The sequence below is a fragment of the Microbacterium sp. K41 genome, assembly GCF_004794395.1.
GTDB lineage: Bacteria > Actinomycetota > Actinomycetes > Actinomycetales > Microbacteriaceae > Microbacterium > Microbacterium sufflavum.
On record NZ_SSDO01000001.1, the window covers coordinates 1 to 453 of the forward strand.

The window sequence follows — 453 nt, forward strand, 5'->3', positions numbered from 1 at the left end:
CCGGCGGCGCGGGCGCGGGCGCGACCGCGCGCAGGTCGGCCTCGGTGCGTCCGTAGCGGCCGTCGAACGCGGCAGCGGGGAACCAGGTGGCGTAGGGCTCGGGGAGGGTCATGCGACGTCGGGGATCCTGTTCCGGGAGTGGGGCGGGCGGGGGTGCGTCGACCGCGGCGGGCCGAGGGGGCGCGTGGCAGACTGGAGGCCCCACCGGAAGGAGACCGCGTGCTGGTCACGGAGCGACGCGAGCGCATCCTCGCCCTCACCCGCGACCGCGGTACGGCCTCCATCGGCGAACTCGCCGCCACGCTGCAGGTGAGCGAGATGACGGTGCGGCGCGACATCGACCAGCTCGCCGAGGAAGGCGCCGTCGAGCGCATCCGCGGGGGTGTGCGCGTGCGCGGCCCGCAGCGGCTGCTCCCGGCTCCCGCGATCTCGGACGAGCGGCGCGCGATCGTC

At 76.8% G+C, this 453-nt stretch carries 1 protein-coding gene; it reads left to right on the plus strand.

Annotated features, from left to right (window positions below):
• Nucleotides 1-219: 219 nt before the first annotated feature.
• A partial coding sequence (locus tag DW309_RS00010; protein ID WP_168387111.1) for a DeoR family transcriptional regulator occupies nt 220-453 on the plus strand: 234 nt, incomplete at its 3' end.